The 18,840-nt window shown below is 66.8% G+C and carries 17 protein-coding genes and 1 pseudogene; 8 read left to right on the forward strand and 10 right to left on the reverse strand.

Annotated elements, in window-relative coordinates; translation table 11 throughout:
• Positions 1-139: 139 nt before the first annotated feature.
• Entirely contained in the window at positions 140-958 is an 819-nt protein-coding gene (locus ACJH5R_RS03705) for an acyl-ACP thioesterase domain-containing protein (RefSeq protein ID WP_406756470.1), read from the reverse strand.
• An 83-nt stretch (positions 959-1,041) separates the two neighbouring features.
• Between ACJH5R_RS03705 and ramB the strand changes: the two genes are divergently transcribed.
• The 5 genes from ramB (at position 1,042) to ACJH5R_RS03730 (ending at position 6,499) form a co-directional block, all read left to right on the forward strand.
• On the forward strand, positions 1,042-2,469 hold the full coding sequence (gene ramB / locus ACJH5R_RS03710; protein WP_406756471.1) for an acetate metabolism transcriptional regulator RamB: 1,428 nt from the start codon (positions 1,042-1,044) through the stop codon (positions 2,467-2,469).
• Entirely contained in the window at positions 2,466-3,005 is a 540-nt protein-coding gene (locus ACJH5R_RS03715) for a carboxymuconolactone decarboxylase family protein (protein ID WP_406756472.1), read from the forward strand. The genes ramB and ACJH5R_RS03715 overlap by 4 nt, the downstream gene beginning before the upstream one ends.
• A gap of 6 nt (positions 3,006-3,011) precedes the next feature.
• A complete protein-coding gene (locus tag ACJH5R_RS03720; protein ID WP_406756473.1) occupies positions 3,012-4,469 on the forward strand; it encodes a DUF92 domain-containing protein in 1,458 nt (485 codons plus the stop codon).
• Positions 4,470-4,669: 200 nt separating this feature from the next.
• The gene (locus tag ACJH5R_RS03725) at positions 4,670-5,602 is read left to right on the forward strand and encodes a cyclopropane mycolic acid synthase family methyltransferase (RefSeq protein ID WP_406781332.1); all 933 of its coding nucleotides are present in this window, start codon (positions 4,670-4,672) and stop codon (positions 5,600-5,602) included.
• Between the two features lie 12 nt (positions 5,603-5,614).
• Positions 5,615-6,499 (forward strand): cyclopropane mycolic acid synthase family methyltransferase, encoded by an 885-nt coding sequence (locus tag ACJH5R_RS03730; RefSeq protein WP_406756475.1) that lies wholly within the window; start codon positions 5,615-5,617, stop codon positions 6,497-6,499.
• A gap of 7 nt (positions 6,500-6,506) precedes the next feature.
• Here ACJH5R_RS03730 and lpdA read toward each other — a convergent pair whose 3' ends face one another.
• From lpdA to ACJH5R_RS03755, 5 genes and pseudogenes are all read right to left on the reverse strand, one after another.
• Positions 6,507-7,907 (reverse strand): dihydrolipoyl dehydrogenase, encoded by a 1,401-nt coding sequence (gene lpdA / locus ACJH5R_RS03735; protein WP_406756476.1) that lies wholly within the window; start codon positions 7,905-7,907, stop codon positions 6,507-6,509.
• Positions 7,908-7,940: 33 nt separating this feature from the next.
• Complete coding sequence (locus ACJH5R_RS03740) at positions 7,941-8,489, reverse strand: hypothetical protein (protein ID WP_406756477.1); 549 nt, start codon at positions 8,487-8,489, stop codon at positions 7,941-7,943.
• Positions 8,482-8,760: a putative holin gene (locus ACJH5R_RS03745; protein ID WP_406756478.1), complete on the reverse strand. Its 279-nt coding sequence runs from the start codon at positions 8,758-8,760 to the stop codon at positions 8,482-8,484. The genes ACJH5R_RS03740 and ACJH5R_RS03745 overlap by 8 nt, the downstream gene beginning before the upstream one ends.
• 41 nt (positions 8,761-8,801) lie before the next feature.
• A pseudogene (locus tag ACJH5R_RS03750) lies at positions 8,802-9,194 on the reverse strand (DUF779 domain-containing protein); the annotation flags it as partial.
• Positions 9,195-9,224: 30 nt separating this feature from the next.
• Positions 9,225-10,748, reverse strand: coding sequence for an aldehyde dehydrogenase family protein (locus ACJH5R_RS03755; protein ID WP_406756479.1), 1,524 nt, complete (start codon positions 10,746-10,748; stop codon positions 9,225-9,227).
• 65 nt (positions 10,749-10,813) lie between these two features.
• On the opposite strand from ACJH5R_RS03755, the gene ACJH5R_RS03760 reads away from it, so the two are divergent.
• Positions 10,814-12,844, forward strand: coding sequence for a prolyl oligopeptidase family protein (locus ACJH5R_RS03760; protein WP_406756480.1), 2,031 nt, complete (start codon positions 10,814-10,816; stop codon positions 12,842-12,844).
• A 33-nt stretch (positions 12,845-12,877) separates the two neighbouring features.
• Here ACJH5R_RS03760 and ACJH5R_RS03765 read toward each other — a convergent pair whose 3' ends face one another.
• The 4 genes from ACJH5R_RS03765 to ACJH5R_RS03780 form a co-directional block, all read right to left on the reverse strand.
• Positions 12,878-13,708: a hypothetical protein gene (locus ACJH5R_RS03765; RefSeq protein WP_406756481.1), complete on the reverse strand. Its 831-nt coding sequence runs from the start codon at positions 13,706-13,708 to the stop codon at positions 12,878-12,880.
• A complete protein-coding gene (locus tag ACJH5R_RS03770) occupies positions 13,708-15,228 on the reverse strand; it encodes an aldehyde dehydrogenase family protein (RefSeq protein WP_406756482.1) in 1,521 nt (506 codons plus the stop codon). The genes ACJH5R_RS03765 and ACJH5R_RS03770 overlap by 1 nt, the downstream gene beginning before the upstream one ends.
• Before the next feature lie 69 nt (positions 15,229-15,297).
• Positions 15,298-15,819 (reverse strand): mycothiol transferase, encoded by a 522-nt coding sequence (locus ACJH5R_RS03775; RefSeq protein ID WP_406756483.1) that lies wholly within the window; start codon positions 15,817-15,819, stop codon positions 15,298-15,300.
• 11 nt (positions 15,820-15,830) lie between these two features.
• Positions 15,831-16,208: a VOC family protein gene (locus ACJH5R_RS03780; RefSeq protein ID WP_406756484.1), complete on the reverse strand. Its 378-nt coding sequence runs from the start codon at positions 16,206-16,208 to the stop codon at positions 15,831-15,833.
• Between the two features lie 46 nt (positions 16,209-16,254).
• On the opposite strand from ACJH5R_RS03780, the gene ACJH5R_RS03785 reads away from it, so the two are divergent.
• On the forward strand, positions 16,255-17,988 hold the full coding sequence (locus ACJH5R_RS03785) for an amidohydrolase family protein (protein ID WP_406756485.1): 1,734 nt from the start codon (positions 16,255-16,257) through the stop codon (positions 17,986-17,988).
• Positions 17,989-18,024: 36 nt separating this feature from the next.
• Entirely contained in the window at positions 18,025-18,837 is an 813-nt protein-coding gene (locus ACJH5R_RS03790) for a class I SAM-dependent methyltransferase (protein WP_406781333.1), read from the forward strand.
• Positions 18,838-18,840 lie beyond the last annotated feature (3 nt).

Below are 18,840 nucleotides of genomic sequence, written 5' to 3' on the forward strand. Positions count from 1 at the left end.
AGTACGAACGTTATGCGAAGTTTGCGAAGAATAGCGCGGAGGCCCTGTCGCGACACCGGCCGCAAAAGCTACCGGCCAGTAACATATCGACACAGGTCAGCGCATGTTTCAGCAGTACGCCCGTACTGACTAGAACGTGTTACAGCGGGAAGATTGCGACGAGGGCTTTGACCTCTTCACCCACCAGGTATGTGAGCGTTCTAACAGTGCGATCGACCAAGTCGGGCCCGAACCTGTCGGTCGATCCAGCCGGGTGAACGTGGGAGACGATCTCTAGTTTGTCGCCCAGCGCGATGGCCGCGTCGTGTTCCAGCGTGACCCGCAGCGGCGCCGCGAGCAGCTCGGGATAACTCGACAGGTAGTCCTCGACCACGCTCCAGTACACCGAGTTGTTCATGTGGTCGAACAGGTCGATGTCGGTAAACCGGATCGGGTACTCGTGGATCTCGTCGGCGTCCTCACGGCCACCGGCCTTCAAGTAGGCCTTCCAGCGCAGCCGGTCGACGGTGGTGGTGCGCATCAGCGCGGCCAGGAAATCGTCCGACATCCGCGCCGGCCCCTGGGTCTCCCGGTTGATATTGATCCAGAACGATTCGGCCTCGACCAAACCACCCTTGCGTTTCCCGTCGATCCGCACGCGCATCTCACACCAGCGGTTGGAGGCGCCCGAGCACCAGCGGCGCACCCGCAAGATGTCCTGGAACTCGATCGGGCGGATCAGGTCCATCATGGTGCGCCGGACGATCCACAGGGGGTGGGTGGCCTCATATCCCATCTGGCGCAACTGGTCCTGGCCGATGTCCTGGATATGCCGGGCGGCCGCGTCCATCCGCAGGCGGCCCAGCCGGTCGATGTCGGCGACCCGCAGCGGCCACTGCCGGTCGAACACGTCGGGATGTGGGTCCAGCACCGGCATCAAAACCTTGGCCAGGCCGGTCGGCTGCTGAATCTGCTGCATCGATGCTCCCGTGGTCTTCCCTGAGCGGATCATGCCATGCCAACAATGCGAATGCCGCCTTCGCAGCAGGTAGGGTCGGTTGGGTGGCCAAGACGTATGTCGGCGCCCGGGTGCGCCAGCTGCGCAGCGAACGCGGGTTCAGCCAGGCTGCACTGGCCCAGATGCTGGAGATCTCGCCGAGCTACCTCAACCAGATCGAACATGACGTTCGTCCGCTGACCGTGGCGGTCCTGCTGCGCATCGCCGAAGTCTTCGGTGTGGACGCCAGCTTCTTCGCCTCCCAGGACGACACCCGGCTGGTCGCCGAGTTGCGCGAGGTCGCCATGGACCGCGATCTCGACATGGACGTTGACCTGGCCGAGGTGGCCGAATTGGTCAGTGCCCACCCCAAATTGGCCCACGCCATGGTCAACCTGCACCGCCGCTACCGCATCACCACGGCCCAACTCGCCGCAGCCACCGAGGAACGCTTCTCCGACGGCAGCGGCACAGGCGCGATCACCATGCCGCACGAAGAGGTCCGGGACTACTTCTATCAACGCCAGAACTACCTGCACGAACTCGACACCGCCGCGGAGGAACTGGCCACCCGGATGCGCAGACACCAGGGCGAGCTGGCCGTCGAGCTGGCCAATCGACTCACCGAGGTACACGGCGTGCACATCAACCGCCGGATCGACCTAGGCGAGACGGTGCTGCACCGCTACGACGCGGAAACCCGGACACTGGACATCTCCAACCACCTGTCCTGGGGGCAGCGGGTGTTCAAGATGGCCGCCGAACTGGCCTACCTGGAGTTCGACGACCAGATCTCGACCATGGTCGAAGAGGGCAAGTTCACCTCGAAGGACTCCCGCACGCTGGCCCGGCTTGGGCTGGCCAACTACTTCGCGGCGGCGATTGTGTTGCCCTACGGGCAGTTCCACGACAGCGCCGAGACGTTCCGTTACGACATCGAACGACTGTCGGCCTTCTACCGCGTCAGCTACGAGACCATCGCCCACCGGCTGTCCACCCTGCAGCGGCCGTCGATGCGGGGTGTGCCGTTCTCCTTCGTCCGGGTCGATCGGGCCGGCAACATGTCAAAGCGACAATCCGCCACCGGTTTTCATTTCTCCTCCAGCGGCGGCACCTGCCCGCTGTGGAACGTCTACGAGTCGTTCGGCAACCCGGGAAAGATCCTGGTGCAGATCGCCGAGATGCCCGACGGCCGCAAGTACATGTGGGTGGCGCGCACCGTCGAACGCCGCGCTTCCCGCTGGGGCCAGCCAGACAAGACCTTCGCGATCGGTCTCGGTTGCGAACTACGCCACGCCCACCGGCTGGTCTACTCCGAAGGCCTGGATCTGGCCACCGGTCACGACGTCCCGGCCACCCCGATCGGGGTGGGATGTCGCGTCTGCGACCACGACAACTGCCCGCAGCGGGCCTTCCCCGCGCTCGGCCGTGACCTGGATCTCAACGAACATCGCAGCACTGTCTCGCCGTATCTGGTAAAGCAACAGCGGTGACTGTTCGTATCCCCGATTCCCCCGGCCTACGCGACCTCGGCGTCGCCAACTGGCTGGTCTGCAAGGTCATCGCCCTGCGCCAGCATGTACCCCGGGCACACCTGTTCACCACACTCGGCCAGCACAAGCGATTGATGTGGTCCTGGCTGCCGTTCGGCGGGGTGCTGATGCGGGGCGGCAAGCTGCCGAACCGCGACACCGAGTTGGTGATCCTGCGGGTCGGACACCTGCGCGACAGCCAATACGAGCTGCAGCACCATCGCCGGATGGGCCGGGCGGTCGGCCTCGACGACGCTACCCAGGCGCGGATCTTCGAAGGGCCCGGCGCGGACGGGCTCACCGACCGGCAGCGCGTATTGCTCACCGGGGTCGACGAACTGGTGGGAACCCGCACGCTCTCGGACGCCACCTGGGCGCAGCTGGCTGCCCATCTGGATCGTCCCCGGCTGATCGAATTCGTCATGCTGACCAGCCAATACGACGCGCTGGCCGCCACCCTGAGCGCACTGCGGGTGCCGCTGGATTTCGATGAGTAGTCCTGCGTGACAGCTACCGTGAGCCACGACCTGGCCGTCGCCGGGGGCGGGGTTCTGCTGATCGCAGCGGTCCTGATCGTGGTCGGGCGCGCACTGGCACGACGGGGGGCCGGCCCCTTGGTCACCCGCAAGATCCCGCACGCGCTGTGCGGGCTGTTCGCCGCGCTGGCGGCCTTCCAGCTCTCGCACGGCGTGGTGGTGGCGGGCGTGCTGGCCGCCGCGACGGTGGCTTTGGCGGTCATCGTGGAGCGCGGTCTGGTCCCGGTGCCCGGCGTCTTCGACGGCACCCGGTCCCGCGACTACGGACTGGTGGGCTTCGCCGCCGGGGCGCTGGTCGCGGTGCTGGCGTTCTGGCCGGACCGGGTCGCCATCGCGGCAGGCGTGGTGGTGCTGGGACTGGCCGACGCCGGCGCGGCGCTGATCGGTGACCGCTACGGCAGACACCGAGTCGAAGCCGGTGGCGGGGTGCGCTCCCTGGAGGGGTCGGTCGCCTTCGTGGCCATCGCCTTCGCCGTCTCGTGGGTGTTCTGCCGGGTCGGACTTGAACTGAATACGTTTATGGCGGTGTCGGTTTCGCTGTTCGTCGCGATAACCACAGCAGCCGTGGAACTTCTGGTGCTACCGGCGGCGGACAACCTGCTGATCACACCGTGGGTTGCGCTACTGCTGCACGTGGCACGGGAACTGTCGACCGACGACGGGCTGCGGTGGCTGGCCGCGGTGGTATTCGGCTGCGCCATCGTGCCGTTCATGCTGCGGATGCGATGGCTGGACCTGCCGGGCGCACTGGCCGGCGGCCTGATCGCCGGGGTGGCCGTCGGCCTCGGCGGCTGGGCGTGGATCATCCCGGCCGCGTTGTTCTTCTCACTGACCAGCCTGCTCACCGCGTATCGACGGCCCACCCGAAGTGGGGGCATGCGCACCCTGAGCCAGGTCGCGGTGAACGCGGGCCTCCCGGTGCTGGTCCCGGTGATCGGCTACGCATTCACCCGTGACCCGCTCTGGTACGCCGTGTCGATCGGCGGGATCGCAGCCGGCATCGCCGACTCCTGGGCCTCGGAGATCGGCCGCTTCTCCTCTCGGGAGCCGTTGTCGCTGCGCACCTGGGGACGGGTGCCCAAGGGCACCTCCGGGGCGGTCTCCCCGCTGGGTTCGGGCGCAACGGTGCTGGGGGCGCTGGCCGTCGGCGCCTTCGGCGCCCTGTTCGGCGGGCTCGCGATGGTGGCGGTGGGCCTGGCGGCAGGAGTCGTCGGCTCGCTGGTCGACACCCTGATCGGCGCCAGCGTTCAGGCCCGCTTCACCTGCGCGACGTGCGGCGCCACGGTCGAGGACGCCCTGCACTGCGGCGCACCGACAACACCGTCCACCGGCTGGCGGTGGGTGGGCAACGACGTGGTCAACGCCTGCGCGAACACAGCCGGCATGGTGGTGGGTTTCGGGGTCTTCGGGCTTTTCGGAGGCTGATCCGGCGGCTCGCCGGCCGCCGACGGTGTTTCGCTCGTCCGAGCATCGCCCGGCATATCCCGCCTCAGCACCGTTTACCGGGCGCGCTCGGGCCAAAAACTCACAGGGCACTCCTACCTTGGGGGGCGTAGTGTCGGCCCAAGTGTTGAGCCACCAGCACGTCGTTTCTCCGACATAGGTCTCTCCCGGGAGGACCCACGGTGGCACATTCCCCAAGCGCCGGACCCAAAGCCAAATCCCAATGGCTGTCGAACTCCGCGGCGCAGACCCGCGGATCAGACAAAGACGAGGTCCAGTTCCACTACGACATCTCCAACGACTTCTTCAAGCTGTGGCAGGACCCGTCGCAGACTTACAGCTGCGCATATTTCGAGCGCGACGACATGACGCTGCAAGATGCGCAGCTGGCCAAGGTCGACCTGTCGCTGGGCAAGCTGGGCCTGGAACCCGGGATGACGTTGCTCGACATCGGCTGCGGGTGGGGTTCCACGATTCGGCGGGCCGCCGAGCGCTACGACGTCAACGTCATCGGTCTGACCCTCTCGGAGAACCAGAAGCAGCACATCGAGGACAACGTGTTCGCGAACTCGACCAGCACGCGCCACATGGAAGTGCGGCTGCAGCCCTGGGAGGAGTTCGACGGGCAGGTCGACAGGATCGTGTCGATCGGTGCGTTCGAGCACTTCGGCTTCAACAAATACGACGACTACTTCAAGAAGACATTCAGCTGGATGCCCGACGACGGGGTGATGCTGCTGCATAGCATCGTCATCCCCAGCGACGAGGAGATCAAGGCCAAGAAGCTGCCGCTGACGATGTCGCGGCTGCGGTTCATCAAGTTCATCATGGACGAGATCTACCCCGGCGGACGCCTTCCCTTGGCCGCGCAGATAACCGACCACGCGGCCGACGCCGGCTACACCGTGACCCGCGAGCAGCACCTGCAGCCGCACTACGTTCGCACCTTGAGCACCTGGGCGGCCAACCTCGAGGCCAAGAAGGACGAGGCCGTCGCCATCACGTCGGAAGAGATCTACGAGCGGTTCCACAAGTACCTCACCGGCTGTGCCGAACTGTTCGACACCGGCTATACCGACGTCGTCCAGTTCACCTGCGAAAAGGCGCCCGGATAGGAGGTCCGGCAGATGGCCGACACCACGCACGGTGCACCGAAGATGGCGGTGGCGTACGAGGATGTGCAAGCCCACTACGACATCTCGAACGACTTTTTCGGCTTGTTCCAGGACCCGAGCCGGACCTATAGCTGCGCCTACTTCGAGCGCGAGGACATGTCCCTACAAGAGGCGCAGATCGCCAAAATCGATCTCGCCCTGTCCAAGCTGGATCTCGCACCGGGGATGACGCTGCTCGACGTCGGCTGCGGATGGGGATCTGCGATGCAGCGGGCAATCGAAACCCATGCCGTCAACGTGGTGGGTCTGACGTTGAGCAGAAACCAGTGCAGCCTCGGCCAGCGACTCCTGGACGACGTCGACAGCGAGCGCTCCCGCCAGATTCTGCTGCGCGGCTGGGAAGAATTCGACCAACCGGTCGACCGCATCGTCAGCATCGAGGCGTTCGAAGCCTTTCCCAAAGAGCGGTATGCCGCGTTCTTCGAGTTGTGCCACCGACTGATGCCCGACGACGGGCGGATGGTCCTACAGACCATCATGGGCCACCCGCTCAAGCGCTGGCCGGAATTGGGCATCCCGATCACGATGACGGACCTGCGGTTCATGCGCTTCATCGGCAAGGAGATCTTCCCCGGCGGCTCGGTACCGTGCGACGAGGATGTCGTCGAATTCGCCGGCGCCGCAGGGTTTTCCATCGCCGATCGCCAGGATCTGACGCCGCACTACGTACGCACTCTGGACACCTGGGCGACCAGGCTGCAAGCGGCCCGTGAGCGGGCGATCGCAGTGACCTCTCAAGAGATCTACGAGCGGTACGTGAAGTACCTGCTGGGCTGCGCAGACTTCTTTCAACGCAACGTCAGCTATGTCGCCCAGTTCACGCTCGTCAAGGGCTGACAGGGAATCAGAAGTTGATCATGTGGCCGGTCAGGCCGTGGAAGCACTCCTGCAGCGCCTCGGACATGGTCGGGTGGGTGTGCACGTTGCGGGCCAGCTCACCCGCGGTCAGATCCCACTTCTGCGCCAAGGTGAGCTCCGGCAGCAACTCGGACACGTCGTGGCCGACCAGATGCCCGCCGATCAGCTCGCCGTAGCGCGCGTCGGCGATCAACTTCACGAACCCGCTCGGGTCACCCACGCCGTGCGCCTTGCCGTTGGCGGTGAACGGGAACTTGACCACCTTGACGTCGTAACCCTCGGCCTTGGCCTGTTCCTCGGTGAGCCCGAAGCTGGCCACCTGCGGCTGGCAGAAGGTGGCCCGCGGCATCATCCGGTAATCACCCAGCGACATGGTTTCGGCCCCGCCGATGGTCTCGGCGGCCACCACGCCCTGGGCCTCGGCGACGTGCGCCAGCTGCAGCAGCCCGGTGACGTCGCCGATGGCATAGATGTGCGGGACGGAGGTCTGCAGGTACTCGCCGACACCGATGGCGCGCCGCTCGGTCAGCGCGACACCCGCCGCCTCCAGCCCGTAGCCGTCGACGTTGGGGGCAAATCCGATGGCCTGCAACACCTTGTCGGCCTTGAGTTCCTCGGTCTGACCGTCTTTGCTGACCGTGACGGTCACCGGGCCATTGCCCCCGCTGTCCACGATCGACTCGACCTTGGTTCCGGTGCGGATCTTGACGCCCAGCTTCTTGAACTGCTTCTCGATCTCCTTGGACACATCGGCGTCCTCGTTGGGCAGCGCCCGCGGCAGGAACTCCACCACGGTGACGTCCACTCCGTAGTTGGCCAGCACGTAGGAGAACTCCATGCCGATGGCCCCGGCGCCGGCGATGATGATCGAGCTCGGCAGTTCCCGGCTCAGGATCAGCTGCTCGTAGGTGACGACGTTGTCCGACAGCGAGGTGCCCGGCACCAGCCGGGTGCTCGACCCGGTGGCGATGATCGCGTTGGTGAACGTAACCGTCTCGGTACCACCGTCATTGAGCGCCACCGACAGCGTGTTCGGGTCGGTGAAGGTGCCGTAGCCGTGGATCTCGGTGATCTTGTTCTTCTTCATCAGGAAGTGCACGCCGGCCACCCGGCCCTCGGCGACCTTGCGGCTGCGGTCGAACGCAGCACCGTAGTCGAAGGTGGCGGTGCCGCTGATCCCGAACGTGGCTGCCTCACGCGAGAAGATGTGCGCCAGCTCGGCGTTGCGCAGCAGCGCTTTCGAGGGAATGCAGCCGACGTTGAGGCAGACCCCGCCCCAATACTTGGGTTCGATGATGGCGGTGTTCAAGCCCAGCTGGGCGGCGCGAATGGCCGCTACATATCCGCCGGGGCCGGCTCCGAGGACGACGACGTCAAAGTGGGTCACAGACCCACCCTAACGGGACAGCGCGCCGGCGACTCAGTACGGGATGATTCCGGCGACGCAGCGACTCACATGCTGGCAGTAGTAGTGCCCGTATAGCGGCGCCGCGGCGACCGCGGCGGCGAACACCGCCGACATCAGCGCGATTGCCACCGCCGACACCAGCGGTTTCTCCCCCACCATCGCCACGATCAGCCCGGCGACCATACACACCACCGCATAGACCAGTACGACGAAGACGGCCGGCGTCTTGTCGGCCAGCGAATACCACCAGGAGAACAGTCCCAGGCCGATCCCCGCCGCCGGAATCCACACCGCCAACAGCACCAGGGCCAGCTGCCACCACTTCAGGAATTGGTATTGGCCGGTGAGGACCACCGGTTTAGGCGGTTTGACCGGCGTGGATGCGGGCGCCGCCGCGGCCCCTTCCGGTTCAGGCCAGGCAATCGGCTCGTCACCGGTGACTGGCTCGTCCAGCGCCTCCGCCGGTCCGGGCAGCGGTACCGGGTGCGGCCCGGTGTCGAAGATCGGAGCCATGTGCGGCTCGGTCATGGGCAGTGACCCGGTATCGGTGGTCTCAGACACCCGACACCACCTGAATCGCGGCCAGTGCGCCGAACCACCCGACCGCCATCGCGAGCAGAAACGCACCCAGAGCGGTTACCCACCGACGCGAGGAGACGAACACCAGCACCAGCCCCGCGACGCTGGGCGCTCCGAGCACCAGCGTGATCGCGACGTCCGGGCGCAGCGGCGCGGTGATGACCAGGCTCAATCCGATCCCGGTCAAGATGCCGACCGCCGCCCCGACCAGCATGGCGCTGCTCAACAACCAAGGGCGTGGCAGCGGAATCACACCACCAGATTTTACGGCGATCGCACCGGTCAGCGCGGTAGCGACCCGGTGATCACCGGGACTGATTCCAACAGGCGGTTCTCGGCGTCGGTGAAAGCCCGGCCGCGGGTCAGGAACCGCAGGCCCTCGGGTGCTTCCAGGCTGAACCCGGCCCCGCGGCCCGGCACCACGTCGATGATCAGCTGGGTGTGCTTCCATGCCGCGAACTGCGGACCGGAGATCCAGACCGGCACGTCGACACCGGCCGCATCCAGCACACCGAGCCGCACGTCGTGGTCGCCGATGAGGAAGTCGCCGTCGGGATAGCACATCGGTGCCGACCCGTCGCAGCAGCCGCCGGACTGGTGGAACATCACCGGACCGTGGCGCGCCACCAGCCGCGCCACCAGGTCGGCGGCCGCGTCGGTGATCAGCACCCGGTCCGGTGCGTCCATCAGGCCGGTGCCTCCATCAGTACGGGCCCATCAAAAAAGACCCTGTGCCGACTGGGAGTAGGACACCAGCAGGTTCTTGGTCTGCTGGTAGTGGTCGAGCACCATCTTGTGGTTCTCCCGGCCGATGCCGGACTGCTTGTAGCCGCCGAACGCCGCGTGCGCGGGGTAGGCGTGGTAGCAGTTGACCCAGACTCGCCCGGCCTGGATGTCACGGCCGGCCCGATAGGCGGTGTTCCCGTCGCGGCTCCACACTCCGGCGGCCAGCCCGTAGATGGTGTCGTTGGCGATCGAGATCGCGTCGTCGTAGTCGGTGAACGACGTCACCGAGACCACCGGGCCGAAGATCTCCTCCTGGAAGACGCGCATCTTGTTGTGGCCGGCGAAGATCGTCGGCTGCACGTAATAGCCGCCGGACAGCTCACCGCCGAGCTCGGCGCGTTCGCCGCCGGTGACGGTGGTGGCGCCCTCCTCCTTGCCGATCGCGATGTAGGACAGGATCTTCTCCAGCTGGTCGTTGGAGGCCTGCGCCCCGATCATCGTGGTGATGTCGAGTGGATCGCCTTGGCGGATCGCCTTGGTGCGGATAGCGGCCAGCTCCAAGAACTCGTCGTAGATGGGGGCCTGGACCAACGACCGGGACGGGCAGGTGCACACTTCGCCCTGGTTGAGGGCGAAGCCCGCGAATCCCTCCAAGGCCTTGTCCTGGAAGTCGTCGTTGGCCGCCAGTACGTCGGAGAAGAAGATGTTGGGGCTCTTGCCGCCCAGCTCCAGGGTGACCGGGATGATGTTCTGGCTGGCGTACTGCATGATCAGCCGCCCGGTGGTGGTCTCGCCGGTGAAGCCGATCTTGGCGATCCGGTTGCTCGACGCCAGCGGCTTGCCCGCCTCGACACCGAATCCGTTGACCACGTTGACGACTCCCGCCGGCAATAGGTCGCCGATCAGGCTCATCAGGAACAGGATCGAGGCGGGGGTCTGCTCGGCCGGCTTGAGCACCACCGCGTTGCCGGCAGCCAGCGCGGGCGCCAGCTTCCAGGCGGCCATCAACAGCGGGAAGTTCCACGGAATGATCTGACCGACCACGCCCAGCGGCTCATGGAAGTGGTAGGCGACGGTGTCGTTGTCGAGCTGGCTCAGCGCACCCTCCTGGGTGCGGATCGCCGCGGCGAAGTAGCGGAAGTGGTCGGCGGCCAGCGGGATGTCTGCGGCCAGCGTCTCCCGGACCGGTTTGCCGTTGTCCCACACCTCGGCGACCGCCAGCTCCTCGCGGTGTTGGTCGATCCGGTCGGCGATCTTGGCCAGGACATCCGCCCGCTCGGCCGGGGACGCCTTGCCCCAGGCCGGGGCGGCGGCGTGCGCGGCGTCGAGCGCCAGGTCGATGTCGGCCGCTGTGGAGCGGGGAATCTCGCAGAACGGCTGGCCGGTGACCGGCGTGGTGTTCTCGAAGTACTCACCGCCGACGGGTGCCACCCACTGCCCCCCGATGAAGTTCGCGTAGCGGGACTCGTAGCTCATCAGCGCGCCGGCGGAACCCGGACGTGCGAAAACGGTCATCGATGCTGCTCCTTAGCCATGGGTGTTACTCAACTCACATTACCGTCGCGGTCACAATGACTGCTATGTCTACCCAGCCTGCTAAGGACTTTGACGACCCGTACCTGTGGCTGGAGGACGTTACCGGCGAGCAGCCACTCGACTGGGTGCGCGCCCACAACGACGGAACCGTTGAGGAGTTCGCCGGCGACGACTTCGAGGCGATGCGTGCCACTGCGCGCGAGGTGCTCGACACCGATGCCCGTATCCCCTACGTGCGACGCCGTGGCGAGTACCTCTACAACTTCTGGCGTGACGCCACCAACCCGCGCGGGTTGTGGCGACGCACCACCTTGGACAGCTACCGCACCGACAGTCCGGAGTGGGATGTCGTCATCGACCTCGATGAGCTGGCCCGCGCCGACGACGAGAACTGGGTCTGGGGCGGGGCCAACGTGATCGAACCCCACCACACGCGGGCTCTGATATCGCTGTCGCGCGGCGGATCGGACGCCGTGGTGGTGCGTGAATTCGACATGGCAACACGGGAATTCGTCGGACCCGACGGCCAGGGCTTCGAGCTTCCCGAGGCCAAGACGCGGATCGGCTGGGAGGACGACGACACCGTCCTGGTGGGCACCGACTTCGGTGCCGACTCGCTGACCGAGTCCGGCTACCCGCGGATGGTGAAGCGGTGGCGCCGCGGCCAGGATCTGGCGCAGGCGGAGACGGTGTTCACCGGGTCGGCCACCGATGTGGTGGTCGCTGCGGGCCGCGACCGCACCCCGGGATTCGAACGAACCATGGTGTCGCGGGCGATCGACTTCTTCAACGACGAAGTCTACGAATTGCGCGAGGGCGAGCTGATCCGCATCGACGCGCCTACCGACGCCTCGGTGTCGGTACACCGGCAATGGATCCTGATCGATCTGCGCACCGACTGGGACACCGGCACCGCGTCATATCGGGCCGGCTCGCTGTTGGCTGCGGACTACGACGAATTCCTCACCGGCGCAGCGCAGTGCAGCGTCGTCTTCGAACCCGACGCCCACACCGCACTGCATCACTACGCGTGGACCCGCGACCGCCTGGTCCTGGTCACGCTGCACGACGTGGCCAGCCGGGTGGAAGTGGTCACGCCCGGCGACTGGCAGCGGCGCCCCGTTGCCGAGGTACCGGCCAACACCAACACCGTGATCGCGGCCGCCGACGATACCGGTGACGAGATCTTCTTGGATTCAAGCGGATTCGACCGTCCGTCGCGACTGCTGCACGGCGCCGTGGACGGGACGCTGACCGAGATCAAATCCGCTCCGGCGTTTTTCGACGCCGACGGACTCGACGTCAGCCAGTACTTCGCCACCTCCAAAGACGGCACCGCGATCCCGTACTTCGTGGTGCGCCCGGCGGGCGCCACCGGCGCGACGCTGCTGGGCGGCTACGGCGGATTCGAGGTGGCGCGCACACCGGGCTACGACGGCGTGCTGGGCCGGCTGTGGCTGGAACGCGGCGGCACCTACGTGCTGGCCAATATTCGTGGCGGCGGCGAGTACGGGCCGGGCTGGCACACCCAGGCGATGCGTGCCGGCCGGCACCTGGTGGCCGAGGATTTCGCCGCAGTGGCAACCGATCTGGTGGACCGCGGCATCACCAGGGTCGAGCAGCTCGGGGCGGTGGGCGGCAGCAACGGTGGGTTGCTGATGGGCATCATGCTCACCGCCTACCCGGACCTGTTCGGCGCCCTGGTGTGCCAGGTGCCGCTGCTGGACATGCGCCGCTACCATCTGCTGCTCGCCGGTGCGTCCTGGGTGGCCGAATACGGCGACCCCGATGACCCCGATGAGTGGGAATTCATCCGCCAGTACTCGCCGTACCAGAACATTTCCGCCGATGCTGCGTACCCGCCGGTGCTGATCACCACCTCCACCCGAGACGACCGGGTGCATCCGGGGCATGCCCGCAAGATGACCGCGGCACTGCAGGACAGCGGGCACCGGGTCTGGTACTACGAGAACATCGAGGGCGGGCACGGCGGCGCGGCCGACAACGCCCAGGCGGCGTTCAAGTCCGCGCTGAGCTTTTCGTTTCTGTGGCGGATGCTGGGCAATCAGGGCTGACAACGCCGTTCGCCCGGCCGTGGTGTTGGACAGTCAGGACTTGCGCAGGCCGCCCGCCAGCGCGATTCCCACCCCGACCAGCACCAAGACCGCACCGGCCGCCAGGGTCAGATTGAGCCAGAGGTGCAGGCTCCCCTCGGCCACGTCGGCGAGGGCATCGGTGATCCGGCGGATATCGCCGGTCGCCTGGCTGAGCACCTGGTCGAGGAGGCGCCGCGCCACTTCGACTCCCGACCAGCCGACGGCGCCCACCAGCAGCGCCGAAACACCCAGGCTCGCCAACGCCCTGCCACGGCGCCGCGCCGCGACCAGCGTCAGGATCGCGCACAGTCCGCCCATTGCGCCCAGTACGACCGTGAGCAACGGCCCCCACACCGCTAGCCGATGCAACCCACCGGGACGCATCACCTCGGTGGACGTCGAGGTCAGCGGCACCGTCAACGAGGCGGGCAGCGTAATCGGGTAGTCGGACAACAGTTGCGCGAACGCGTCGTCACGCAGCATCGGTATCACGTCGATCTCCCAGGGACCGGGATCGCCGACGTTGAGCAGCCAGGCGTGCCCGTCCCGGTTGACCCGAACGAACTGCGCCGGAAACGACGGCCCGGCGGTGTACTGGCGGGCGGCCTGCCGCACCTCCGACGGGTCGATGCCGAAGCCGCTCCCCCGGATCAGCTGGACCGTCTGGGCGCTGAGTTCAGCCGCCACCGCGTCCTGCAGGGCCGGCTGAGCCGCGGCACGGGCCGCCAACCGCGCGTAGCCGTCCGCGTCGATCAGGTTGTACTGCGCCCACGCCGTCGGCAATGCCACCGCAAGCGTTGCGGTAGCCAGCAGCCAGAACAGTGTCGCGGTGAAGACGCGCACTATTTCGCGGTGCGGCGCGGTCGCGCCAGCGCCAGCTTGGTGATCAGCCGGTTGCTTCGGGCCAGCGTCTTCAGCGAATTGTGGTAGAAGTTCCCGCCCGCACCGACATTGGTGCGCGGCGCGACGACGGTCTCCTGCCGACAGAACTTGCGGATGCCGTCCGCACCACCGAAGCGCGCACCAATGCCCGAGGTCTTCCAGCCACCCATCGGCGCCGTCGTGCACATCAGGTTGGAGATCACGTCGTTGACGTTCACCGCTCCACAATCCAACTGCAGCGCAATGTCTTTGGCCCGCGCAACGTCACGGGAGAACACCGAGGCGCTCAATCCGTAGGCGCTGTCGTTGGCCAGTCGGATCGCCTCGTCGACGCTGGCGACCTTCATGATCGGCAGGGTCGGGCCGAAGGTCTCCTCGGTCATACAGGCCATCGAGTGGTCGACGTCGACCAGCACGGTGGGCGGGTAGAAGCTGCCCGGACCGCCGGCGCGTTCACCGCCGGTCAGTGCGCGCGCGCCGGCGGCCACGGCTTCCTCCACGTGCCGCTCGGTGATGGCCAGTTGCTGGTCGCTGATCAGGGCCCCGAAGTGCTTGCCCTCGCCGGTGCCCATCTGCAGCGCCTCGACATCGCGGACCACGGCCGCGACGAACTTGTCGTAGACGGGTTCCAGCACGTACACCCGCTCGACCGATACGCAGGTCTGCCCGGCGTTGAACATCGCGCCCCAGACCGCGGCGTGCGCGGCCAGGTCGATGTCGGCGTCCTCGCACACGATCATCGGGTCTTTGCCCCCGAGTTCGAGGCTGACCGGCACCAGCCGGCTCGCGGCCCGCTCCGCGACCTTGCGCCCGGTGGCGGTGGAGCCGGTGAACTGCACGTAGTCGGAGTTGTCGATCACCGCTTCGGCGACCTCGCGGGCACCCTGCACCACCGCGAACACGTCCGGTGCGCCGGAGGCCAGCCAGCCTTCGCGAAGTAGTTCCGCGGTGAGCGGGGTCTGCTCGGACGGCTTGAGCAGCACCGCACAGCCGGCCGCCAAAGCACCGATGGCATCCATCAGCGCGTTGGCCACCGGGTAGTTCCACGGCGCGATCACGCCGACCACCGGCCGGGGCCGATAATGGATGGCGATCTTCTTGATGCTCATCACCGGCAGCGATGCGGGCCGAGTCTCGGGGGCCACCGCCTTGTCCATCACCTTGATCACGTAGGACAGGATCATGATCAGCAGCGGCACCTCTTGCGCGGCGTCGGTGCCGGACTTGCCGGTCTCGGCGATCAGCAGCTTCTCGATCTCGTCCCGGTTGTCGCCGAGCCACAAGGCGAAACGGGCCAGGGCCTTGGCCCGGCCCTTGGCGCCGCGGTGCTCCCACTCCCGCTGGGCGGTGCGCAGCCCGGCAGCGATTTTTTCGACGTCGGAAGGGTCGGTCCACCGCACCTCGCCGGCAGCTTCCCCGGTAGCGGGGCTGAACACGGTTCCGGTGCCGGTGAAAGCGGCGACTGAGTTGGTGGCGGTCATGGCGCCATGCTAGTCCGGGCTGTGACCCGGATCGCACCGGGCCTCGACAGGTGTCAAGTCCGGGGGAACCTAGCTTTTCAAGCCCCGCAGGTACGCGGCCTGTCCCAGATGCTGGGCGCAGTCGTCGATGACGCTGACCAGCCGGACCCCGGCCGTCACCGGTGGATCCCAATGGGTGTCGACGACCCGGGACAGCTCGTCGGCGGTGACACCGTCGAGATAGCCCAGGGTCAACTCGTGCACTCCGCGGTAGTAGCCCGCAAGCAGTGCTGCCGGGGCCCGAACCTTGGCGACATCTTCCGGGCCATGGCCGTAGCCACTGTCATCACGCGGCAGGTCCAGACCGAATCGATCCACCCAGCCGTCGCGGGTCCACGCCTGCTCGACGCCGGCGACCTGGGCCACCTGAATGTCCTGCACCCGGGCGCTGTGCCAGAGCAGCCACGCGATGCTGTTGGCCTGCGCCGTCGGGCGATAGTCGGCCACCTCGTCGGTGAGCCCGTCAGTGATTTCGTCGGCGTGCTCGATCAACCGAGTGAACGCGTCGCGGAGCAGGGCCCGCAGAGCGGCGGTTGTGTCGTTCTCCGTCATACCGCCCGACGCTACGCCTGGTGGCAGACCGCCTCGACGTTGTTGCCGTCCGGATCGCGGACGAAGGCGCCGAAGTAGCCGGGGTGGTACTCAGGCCACAGCCTCGGCGCGTGCAGGGACTCGGCACCCAGTCGCACCGCGGTGTCGTAGAACGCCTGCACCTGCTCGGGGTCAGCGGCATTGAACGCGACGTGGATCTCGCGGTTCGGCCCGGAGGCGTCACCCGCGCCGGCGTCGGCGATCCAGAACGTCGGCTTGCCGTCTCGCCCGTAACCGAGCGCCACGCCGACATCCAGCTGCCGCGTGTAGCCCAGGACGTCGAGCACCGCGTCGTAAAATTGCTGCGATTTCGCGTAGTCGCTGCAGTTGATGCCCACGTGGTCAATCACGGAATACATCCTGGCATGCGGAACCGCAGGGTCGTAGATTAACTAGATGAGCCTCGACGTCGTGGTCCGCAACGGCACGATTGTCGACGGACTGGGCGGGCAACCCTACGTCGGCGATCTCGCGGTCCGCGGCGGCGTCATCACCGAGATCGGCGAGGTATCCGGCAGGGATGGCGGGGCGCACCGCGTCATCGATGCGACCGGGCTGCTGGTCACACCGGGTTTCGTGGACCTACACACGCACTACGACGGACAGTCGATCTGGTCGGATCGGCTCAATCCTTCCTCGGCCCACGGCGTGACGACCGCGCTGATGGGCAACTGCGGGGTGGGGTTCGCGCCGTGCCGGATCGACGATCACGACGTGCTGGTGGATCTAATGGCCGGCGTTGAGGACATTCCCGGTGTGGTGATGACGGACGGTCTGCCATGGACCTGGGAGACCTTCCCGCAGTTCATGGACGCCGTCGACAAGCGTCAGCGCGATATCGATGTCGCGGCGTTCCTGCCGCATTCACCGCTGCGCGTCTACGTGATGGGCCAGCGCGGTGTGGACCGCGAACCGGCTACGCCCGAGGATCTGGCACAGATGCGCCGACTGGCCCAAGAGGCCGCCGAGGCTGGCGCACTGGGGTTCTCGTCCTCACGGCTGATGACGCACCGCACCAAGACCGGCACCCAGATCCCCAGCTACGACGCCTCCTACGCCGAGATCCTCGCGATCAGTCGCGGTCTGGCCGACGGCGGGGGCGGGCTGATCCAGTTCGTCCCGGATCTTCCCGAAGGTACCTACCAGCCTGTGCTGCAACAGGTTTTCGACGCGGCTACCGAAGCGGGACTGCCCGTCACGTTCAGTTTGCTGATCGGCAATGCCGGTGCGCGGCTTTGGCGCGACGCCATCGACATGGTGGAGAAGGCCAACGGATCCGGAGCCGCGATCACCGCGCAGATATTCCCCCGCCCGATCGGACTGATGGTCGGACTGGACCTGAGCATTCATCCATTCGTGCTGTACCCGAGCTACCAGAGGATCGCTCGCCTGCCGCTGGCAGAGCGAGTCGCCCAGATGCGTAAACCGGAGGTGCGGCAACAGATTCTGTCCGACCGCCCGACGATCGTCCCGACCAACCCGCTCGCCTACCTGGCCCAGTCCTGGGAGTGGACCTTCCCGCTCGGCGATGATCCCGACTATGAACCCGACGCGTCGAAGAGCATTGCGGCGCGGGCCAGAGCGCGCGGCGTCTCCCCGGTCGAGGAGGCATACGACCGGCTGCTCGACGACGGCGGGCATGCGATCCTGCTGGATGCGCTGGCCAATTTCGAGAACAACTCACTGGACACCGTCAGCGCACTGATGCGTCGCGACGACGTCGTGCTGGGCTTGGGAGACGGTGGTGCGCACTACGGAATGATCTGCGACTCCAGCTTTCCCACCTATGTGCTGACCCATTGGGCCCGTGACCGCGCGTCGGGACGACTCAGCGTCGAAGCGGCGATCCGCGAACTGACGTCCACACCGGCCCGGGTTGCCGGACTCCACGACCGCGGTCGTATCGCGGTCGGCTACAAGGCCGATCTCAACGTCATCGACCACCGGAACCTGCGGCTGCACAAGCCGGTGGTCACCTATGACCTGCCGGCCGGTGGGCGCCGGTTGGATCAGACCGCCGATGGCTACGTCGCGACGATCGTCTCCGGCGAGATCATCGCCGAGAACGGCAAGCCCACCGCGGCCCGGCCCGGCAGGCTGGTGCGCGGCCGTCAACCCGCGCCGGCCTGACCGCCCACCGAGTTCACCGGCGTACCGTTTCGGAGTGTGACTGAGCCATCAGAGCCCAAATACACCCACGGCCATCATGAATCGGTGTTACGCGCCCACCGCTCCCGCACCGCGGAGAACTCCGCGCCCTATCTGTTGGGATCGCTGAGGCCGGGCCTGCAGTTGCTCGATGTCGGCTGCGGGCCGGGAACCATCACGGTGGATCTGGCAGTCCTCGTCGCGCCGGGCCGAGTGACCGCCATCGAGCCGGTCCCCGAGGCACTGGATCTAGCCCGCGCCTGCGCAGCTGAGCGAGGGCAGCACAACATCGACTTTGTGGTTGCCGATGTGCACGCATTGCAGTTCGGTGACAACAGTTTTGAGGTGGTGCATGCCCATCAGGTGCTACAGCACGTGGCCGACCCGGTGACCGCACTGACCGAGATGCGCCGAGTGTGCAAGCCCGGCGGGGTGGTGGCCGTGCGCGACAGCGACTATGCGGCGTTCACCTGGTATCCGGCGTCGGCAGAGTTGGACGACTGGCTGCGGCTCTACCGTGACGCGGCGCGGGCCAACGGCGGCGAGCCCGACGCGGGCCGGCATCTGCTGGCCTGGGCGCACGCGGCCGGGTTCACCGACATCACCCCGACGACGAGCGCGACCTGCTATGCCACCCCCGCCGACCGAGAGCACTGGGGCGGCATGTGGGCCGACCGGATCCTGCAATCGGCCATCGCCAAGCAACTGCTCGACAGTGGTGCCGCCGATCAGGCCAAGCTGCAGGCGATTTCACAGGCCTGGCGAAACTGGGCCGACGATCCAGACGGCTATCTGATGATCCCGCACAGCCAGCTCCTGTGCCGGGCATGACGT

Origin of the sequence: Mycobacterium sp. SMC-19 (genome assembly GCF_045310815.1) — a bacterium.
Classification (GTDB): Bacteria; Actinomycetota; Actinomycetes; order Mycobacteriales; family Mycobacteriaceae; genus Mycobacterium.